Source organism: Bacillus sp. Medicinal_06, assembly GCF_056711665.1.
This window is the reverse complement of the sequence record NZ_JBWYHD010000025.1, coordinates 25,275-32,409: the sequence shown is the minus strand read 5'-3', so window position 1 is coordinate 32,409 and position 7,135 is coordinate 25,275. Positions and strand designations below refer to the sequence as shown.

Genomic DNA, 7,135 nt, shown 5'->3' with positions numbered 1-7,135 from the left:
AATAAAGACAACTCTTGTTTTTGATGCATATTCATAAAAAGCACGTCACCCTTTCTCATTAATATAAGAGAATGGTAACGTGCTTTTAACTTCAAGAATAGTCCAAATCCTTAAGTTGATGGATGTGTGGCGGGACCCCAAGAAGTACAAGAACCTATGTTATTGAAATAACGGGGCAGGTTTCTAAAAGAAGACCATTTAAAAATAGGGGCGAATGTTATGAATAAAGAAAAGCTACCACTTGTTATTGCCATTGCTGGAGTCTCTGGTGGAGGGAAATCAACAATTGCAAAACATTTAAACGAAAGATTACATAATTCTAAAACACTATTTTTTGATGACTATGATTTTGATGGTCCTAATGACATTATTGATTGGGTTGATAAGGGAGCTAATTATGACGAATGGAACTTAGCTCCCTTAATTAGAGATTTAAAAGGATTACTCTCTGAACCTTTAGATTACATTTTGCTTGATTTTCCGTTTGCTTATAAACACTCTAAAACAAGTAAATTGATTGATTTAACTGTGTTTATTGATACTCCATTAGATATTGCAATGGCACGTCGAGTAATAAGAGATTTTAGAAATAGTTCTAATGAAAGTATTTTGATTGAAATGGAAAACTACATTTCACAAGGTAGGCGGGGCTATCTTGAAATGCTAAAGACCATTAAACCGAATTCGGACATCATTGTGGATGGCACACTATCAGTATCTAAAGTTGGAGATAAAATATACGAGGTAATTTCAAGTCGATAGGACCAATTACATAGGGTGCAACGTTAATGTTCTAACGGGCTTTTTATGAATAAGCAATAATAGTTTATTCATTTCCCTAAGTGCATTAAAATGGAAAAAATCCCTGCTTTTTGATTGAAATCAGGGATTTTTGCTATGTTTAATGACTATAGTTTATTTTAGAAACACTACACTACATTTAATTTTTAATGTAAGATACTTCACTATATACTATAGCATATTGTTTTTCTCATACGCATTTAAGGCATTTACACCGTGACTCAAGGCTGCTCCGGCTTTTACTGCAGATGCAACGATAATTGCCTCCAAAACCTCTTCCATAGTTCCCCCATATTTCTTATACTTGTTTACATGAACATCAATACAATAGGGACAACCAGTCGTATGAGCCACCGCAATCGCAATAAGTTCCTTTGTTTTCGTTGGTATTAATCCAGATACAAACGCTTCCTTCTCAAATGTTAAAAAAGCTTTTGAGGATGCTGGTGCCATTTTTATAAGCTCATTAATTCGTTTTAAATAAGAATTTCGATAAAGAATATCGTCTCCTTTGTAAAGACCGTTTAGATTTTCCATGGGGATCTTCCTTCCTTAATGAATATTGTCCCCATTATCATATAATCTGAAAGAGGAGGATTTCTGTAACTATATCACAGAAAACGGCTAAATTTTTGTTGTAGAGCCTTTCGTTGGATGTTTACGATTTTTCCGCGATGTAAAGTAAGAAGTCCCTCCTTCTCGAACTTCTTTAGTGTTCGGCTAACAACTTCCCGTGCTGTACCTAACTCAATAGACAACTTCTCGTGGGTTATGATTATCTCGTCGGAATACAGAGAGGTATGTTTAATGAGATAATCTGCAATCCGATCGTCTATCCCTTTAAAAGCAATTTCTTCTACAAGCTGAGTCACAGTTGACATTTTACGAATAAATAATCCGTATATAAATCTGCTTAACGAATCGTATGTATGTATCCAGTTCCGAAAAGTTTCGGCCGGTATGATTAAGGCTTCAACATCACTTTCGACTGCGGCAAAAGCCTCATAATCTAAATCACCCAATATGCTAGCTATCATCATTAAACAAACGCCGCCGCTCTGAACCCGATAGAGGGTTATCTCCCTGCCATTTTCTCCAACCCTATAAATGCGTACACAGCCATCCAAAATAAAAATAGCATGGTGTAAGCGATGCCCCCTTGCAAAAGCTACAGGAGTGGTTGGAACTTGCACTATAGAAATATCAGTTCTATTCCATTCCTTAGCTTCAATAGAGGACAGGCAAGGGAAACATTTTATAACTTGATTTAGTTTACTGATCATTTGTTCCTCCTAATCTTTATTAAATCCATGTTTAAACGACTTTATGGTAAATTAAACAACTTTTTTGTTGCTTAACGGATTATTGAACTACTCACCACTTAACGTCCTTACGGACTGTTTGAAGTGGGAGGTTCCTAAGTACAGAGTTCTATCGAACTCTAATGGATTAGGCTATCCCCGTAGTTCCTACGGTTAAGAGACGAATTGCTTCGTTTCTCAGGTTGATCGCTGCATTCCTATCTCTATCGTGATGTGTGCCACAAGAAGGGCAATTCCACTCACGAATTATTAGATTTTTAACGTTTTTATTCTTGTATCCACAATTGGAACATAACTGACTAGAAGCAAATGTTTTAGATACCACAACAACTTGTTTGCCATACCATTTTGCTTTATATTCCAACATCGTTCGAAATTGTGACCAAGATACTTCACTAATTGCTTTTGCAAGCTTTCCATTTTTGAGCAGGTTACTGACTTGTAAGTTTTCTATACCGATGACATCGTGGTTTTTGATGATTTCAGTAGAGAGTTTATGTAAGTAATCAGCTCTTGCATTGGCAATATGTTCATGGATTCTTGCAACTTTCACACGCTGCTTGTTCCAGTTCGAAGAACCTTTCGTTCTTCTGGAAAGGATATGCTGTGCTTTTGCTAACTTTTCTTCTAATATACGGAAGAATTTAGGGTTCTTATATGTTGTTCCATCAGAAAGAATAGCAAAATCTTTTAACCCAACGTCCATTCCACAAGTGGATTCCGTTTTAAGCATTTCTTGTATCTCTGTTTCGACAAGGATAGATACAAAGTATGTACCACTTGGGTTACGTCGAATCGTTGCATGTAGAATACGACCTTCTACTTCACGACTTTTGGCAAAGCGAATAAGGCCAAGTTTCGGTAATTTCATTTTGTTACCTACAATCGCAATATTGCCGTTCGTTTGCTTTGTTGTGTAGGATTGAACCTTATTGTTTTTAGATTTGAATCGTGGAATATCATTTTGTTTCTTAAAAAAACGCGAAAAAGCATCTGCGAGGTTTTTTAATGTGGATTGAAGAGCAATACTATCTACTTCTTTTAACCAAAGTGTATCCTGTTGCTTTTTTAATTGAGTAAGCTCGGCAGAGCAAGAAGGATAGGTTAATCCTTTTCCTGTCTCTTTATAGGTGTCATTCCAGAGAGCAAGAAAATGGTTAAATACAAAGCGACTACACCCAATGGTTTTAGCAATTAATATTTCTTGTACCTTATTTGGATAGATACGAAATTTATATGCCTTATTTACTAACATGGGTTGCACCTCACTTTTTTCGTAGGATACCTACAGTATACTAAAAAAAGTAGGCTTACGCCTACCGACATTCATCTCCCACCTAAAATTGGTGTTTTCACACCTTCACATTTTTGAGGAAGGAGTCTTCTGTCGGAAAATGATAAAATAATACCAGAAAGGGTGGATTTCTTTTTTTCTAAATGCTTCTATATTGTAATTTTTCTGGTACAAATTCGAAATATGGTATCACAATCATATGTATCTAGAGAACTTAGAAATCTATATGGATGGTGAGATATATGAGTCAATATGGTTCTGGTGCAAAAATCATTTGATAGAGGCATAGAAACCTGCATAGACTGTTCAATGGTAGATTATGATGCAATTCCAAATCATTTATGTATGAATCTAACTTCATTTTGGGCAGACTTCACCTGTAAGTGAAGTTGTCCTTTTTTCATCATATGCATGGTTTCAACGCCACTCAATATAGAAGTAGCTGTTTCATATGACTTGAATCCTAACATAGAACGTACACGTTTCTTAATGAAACGGTGATCTTGTTCCACTATATTATTGAGATATTTAACTTGCCTTAGTTGTATGCCTTTAGGCATACGTTTCTCTTCTTTTAGTTCTTGAATTGCTACAGGATAGGCAGGGTTCTTATCTACTGTTATTACGCGAGGTTTACAAATATGAGAAGCAGCCAAGGCTTTCTTGAAAAAGCGCTTGGCTGCTTGTTTATCTCTTGATTCACTTAGATAAAAATCAATGGTATTTCCGTCTGAATCGACTGCGCGATATAAATACATCCATTGCCCTTTTACTTTCACATACGTTTCATCGACTCTCCAGGAATCATTTGTTGTCTTAAGATGACGTCGTACTCTTTCATCTAATTCAGGTCCATATTGATGCACCCAGCGCATAATAGTGGTGTGAGCAATAGACAAACCTCGTTCCTCCATCATTTCCACCAAATCACGAAAACTTAGATTGTACCGTAGGTACCATCTTACCGTTAATAAGATAATATCAGGTTGATAGTGCTTCCATTTGAACAAATTTTCCTTTTTCATACCGATCACACACCTTTTTTAGAGTAATAGTATCAGTATGTCCAAGATTTAGAGATTATTTGCAATTTCCCTGAAGTTTTTGCACCAAAACCCACCTGTTCAACCCAAGATTTAGAGACTATTGAATGGGAACTCAATGACTTAATGGAATATTTTGGAGATAAAAATGGCGAAGGGGAATTTATTGACTTTCTTGAAGACCTCGAAGAAAGGAAATCTGACAGTTTGCTAGAATCAGTTAGAGAGTTCAAAGTCAATAAAAAAGAAGAAGCTGTTGATTAACAAAATTTATTTATGGCTTATTCAGCAATCGGGCCATATTCTTGAATAACAAAAGCAAGCATTACATCGATTTTTTTCATATAATTCCATGTCGATATTTAAATACAGGGAGGAAATATGTGTAATGATTGATAAAAAATTACAAAAGGATGTCATTGTTGTTGGTGGAGGACCAGCAGGTATGATGTTGGGCTTATTACTGGCTAAGGTTGGTGTTCAAGTAATCGTCTTGGAGAGCCACGATAATTTTGATCGTGAATACCGTGGAGAAGTGCTTCAGCCTCGTTTTATTCAATTGCTTAATCAATTGAAATTACGCGAGTATATCGAACAATTGCCTCATTCTAAGCTAAAGAAAGGTGCATTTTATCATTATGATAAAAAGAAAGGTGACTTTGATTTTACTTCCATGATTGCAGAAGCACCTTATGCTCTCTGGATTCCTCAGCCTATTTTACTTCAAGCACTGTACAAAAAAGCAAAGGAATATCCAACGTTTGATATGATGTTTCATGCCCCGGTAAAAAAACTGCTCGAGAAGGATGGAACAGTAACAGGAGTGGTTGTTGATGGGGAAAATAAAGAGTTGCTTGAGATTCAGGCGAAAATAGTAGTCGGAGCTGATGGACGGTTTTCCACGATTCGTCGTTTAGGTGGTTTTGAATTAGAATATCAACATTATCCTGGTGATCTAATCTGGTTCAGTGTAAAACGGCCTTCTCATTGGGGAGAAGAATTACGATTTAAAATCACAGAGGGACACAGCTATATAACACTGCCGAAATACCCTAATTTACTTCAAGTAGGCATTGCTTTACCACGGGGTGAATGGAAAGAAACACAGCGTCAAGGGATAGAAAATTTTCGTCAGGAAATTATGCATGCTAACAAAGGATTTCATGAATTTGCTGAATCTTTGGTTGACTTTAAACCATTCGTACCACTTCAAGCTAAAAATCATATGGTTAAAACGTGGGCAAAGAATGGCTGCTTGCTGATCGGTGATGCTGCTCATTGTTCATCTCCTGTAGGAGCAATAGGAGTTTCTTTAGCAGTAACGACAGCAGCTGTGGCGGCTGATGTTATTTGGGATGCGCTACAAAAATGTGATGTCTCAGCTAAAGTTCTCTGTAGAGTCCAAGAAATTCGAAGTGAGGAGATTGAGGAAATTCACCAAATTCAAGAGCGAATGGGAAATTTGTTTTTTACTTCGTCAAAATTTGTGAAAGGGATCCGACCATACATCGTATCTGCTGCTTTCAAGACTCTCCTTTTTTCGATGATCCAGAAGAAGCTATTTGTCATGAAAAATCCTATAAGCATTAACCCTGCATTTATTTTCAATGAAGAATAATTTTGTTCTTGCTGTCTCAAGATTGTCTTGATGATGAAAATAAAAATTGGCTACGAAAAGCAATACAATCACAAGAGCCAGAACATAAATGGCTGCAATTATTAACATAATCTTGTTCAACAAACGGGCGCTTTTCTGGAGTAAGGTAATTAAAAATAGACTGAACGGTAAAAACCGATCAGTCTATTTTTTCTTATCAATAGGGTACACCCTATTGATAAGAATTTGTCCCCTTGATAATTAAGGGTTCACAGACTATCAATAACACTTATCAAAAATAAAGAGGACAAAGGTGAAAAAATGATATATGGATATGCTCGTGTCAGTACACAAGATCAAAATTTAGATACACAAATAGAACAACTTCTAAAATATGGAGTTGATAAGATTGTTAAAGAAAAAATCAGTGGTGTAAGTCAAGAAAAAATAGAATTAGATGATTTACTTTCGCAATTAATAAAAGGAGATACACTCGTTGTAACAAGAATGGATCGACTAGGACGGAATACAATTCAATTGCTACAATTTGTTGAATATCTTCGTAAAAAAGGTGTCCACTTCGCAGTTTTAAATTTAGGAATTGATACAAGAACCCCAACAGGAAAATTCTTTTTAACAGTTATGTCAGCCTTTAGTGAGTTAGATCGAGAAATGATTAAGGAAAAACAAATTGCTGGAATTAAACTTGCAAAACAAAAAGGAGTGTATCAGGGTAGAATAAAAAAATATACAGAACAACATGCAGGGATGAACCATGCAATTGAATTACGCCAACAAACAAAGAAAACAATTAAAGAAATTTGCGCCATCACAGGTGTAAGTCAAGCTGCTTTATATCGGAAATTAAGAGAATTGAAAAAAGATGAAAAGACGACTCTTTAATATAGAAAAGAATCGTCTTTTTATATAAAAATATTACTTAGCATACAATTTTCTTTTTTCGGTCGTGTGACCCCTAACTAAACCTTATTTGGTTTAATTAGAAGAAAAATGTATAGAAAAATTTGTTTTTTTATTTATATTACCAATATTCAAACTCTTTATATTGTTTTTTGTC

General features: G+C 35.5%; 8 protein-coding genes. 4 read left to right on the top strand and 4 right to left on the bottom strand.

Annotated features, from left to right (window positions below; genetic code table 11):
• Positions 1–219 precede the first annotated feature (219 nt).
• Positions 220–762 (top strand): AAA family ATPase, encoded by a 543-nt coding sequence (locus AC1M36_RS27135; RefSeq protein WP_336454652.1) that lies wholly within the window; start codon positions 220–222, stop codon positions 760–762.
• A 210-nt stretch (positions 763–972) separates the two neighbouring features.
• Here AC1M36_RS27135 and AC1M36_RS27130 read toward each other — a convergent pair whose 3' ends face one another.
• The 4 genes from AC1M36_RS27130 to AC1M36_RS27115 all read right to left on the bottom strand — a co-directional run bounded on the left by AC1M36_RS27130 (position 973) and on the right by AC1M36_RS27115 (position 4,442).
• Positions 973–1,338, bottom strand: coding sequence for a carboxymuconolactone decarboxylase family protein (locus tag AC1M36_RS27130; RefSeq protein ID WP_017154573.1), 366 nt, complete (start codon positions 1,336–1,338; stop codon positions 973–975).
• Between the two features lie 74 nt (positions 1,339–1,412).
• Positions 1,413–2,084, bottom strand: coding sequence for a Crp/Fnr family transcriptional regulator (locus tag AC1M36_RS27125; RefSeq protein ID WP_207996680.1), 672 nt, complete (start codon positions 2,082–2,084; stop codon positions 1,413–1,415).
• Between the two features lie 166 nt (positions 2,085–2,250).
• Positions 2,251–3,378 carry an IS200/IS605 family element RNA-guided endonuclease TnpB gene (gene tnpB / locus AC1M36_RS27120; protein ID WP_479846453.1) on the bottom strand — a complete coding sequence of 376 codons (1,128 nt, stop codon included), beginning with the start codon at positions 3,376–3,378 and terminating at the stop codon, positions 2,251–2,253.
• A gap of 374 nt (positions 3,379–3,752) precedes the next feature.
• A complete protein-coding gene (locus AC1M36_RS27115; protein WP_479846452.1) occupies positions 3,753–4,442 on the bottom strand; it encodes an IS6 family transposase in 690 nt (229 codons plus the stop codon).
• A gap of 144 nt (positions 4,443–4,586) precedes the next feature.
• Between AC1M36_RS27115 and AC1M36_RS27110 the strand changes: the two genes are divergently transcribed.
• The 3 genes from AC1M36_RS27110 (at position 4,587) to AC1M36_RS27100 (ending at position 6,960) form a co-directional block, all read left to right on the top strand.
• Entirely contained in the window at positions 4,587–4,724 is a 138-nt protein-coding gene (locus tag AC1M36_RS27110) for a hypothetical protein (RefSeq protein ID WP_431613495.1), read from the top strand.
• A gap of 124 nt (positions 4,725–4,848) precedes the next feature.
• Positions 4,849–6,078, top strand: coding sequence for an FAD-dependent monooxygenase (locus AC1M36_RS27105; RefSeq protein ID WP_336454260.1), 1,230 nt, complete (start codon positions 4,849–4,851; stop codon positions 6,076–6,078).
• Positions 6,079–6,378: 300 nt separating this feature from the next.
• Positions 6,379–6,960, top strand: a complete 582-nt coding sequence (locus AC1M36_RS27100; RefSeq protein WP_336454259.1) for a recombinase family protein — start codon at positions 6,379–6,381, stop codon at positions 6,958–6,960.
• Positions 6,961–7,135 lie beyond the last annotated feature (175 nt).

Excerpts from the sequence above, each read along its gene's own strand:
- AC1M36_RS27110 (WP_431613495.1), top strand. The coding sequence starts at position 4,587 with ATGGAATATTTTGGAGATAAAAATGGCGAAGGGGAATTTATTGACTTT.
- AC1M36_RS27125 (WP_207996680.1), bottom strand. The coding sequence starts at position 2,084 with ATGATCAGTAAACTAAATCAAGTTATAAAATGTTTCCCTTGCCTGTCC.
- tnpB (WP_479846453.1), bottom strand. The coding sequence starts at position 3,378 with ATGTTAGTAAATAAGGCATATAAATTTCGTATCTATCCAAATAAGGTA.
- AC1M36_RS27135 (WP_336454652.1), top strand. The coding sequence starts at position 220 with ATGAATAAAGAAAAGCTACCACTTGTTATTGCCATTGCTGGAGTCTCT.
- AC1M36_RS27130 (WP_017154573.1), bottom strand. The coding sequence starts at position 1,338 with ATGGAAAATCTAAACGGTCTTTACAAAGGAGACGATATTCTTTATCGA.
- AC1M36_RS27105 (WP_336454260.1), top strand. The coding sequence starts at position 4,849 with ATGATTGATAAAAAATTACAAAAGGATGTCATTGTTGTTGGTGGAGGA.
- AC1M36_RS27115 (WP_479846452.1), bottom strand. The coding sequence starts at position 4,442 with ATGAAAAAGGAAAATTTGTTCAAATGGAAGCACTATCAACCTGATATT.
- AC1M36_RS27100 (WP_336454259.1), top strand. The coding sequence starts at position 6,379 with ATGATATATGGATATGCTCGTGTCAGTACACAAGATCAAAATTTAGAT.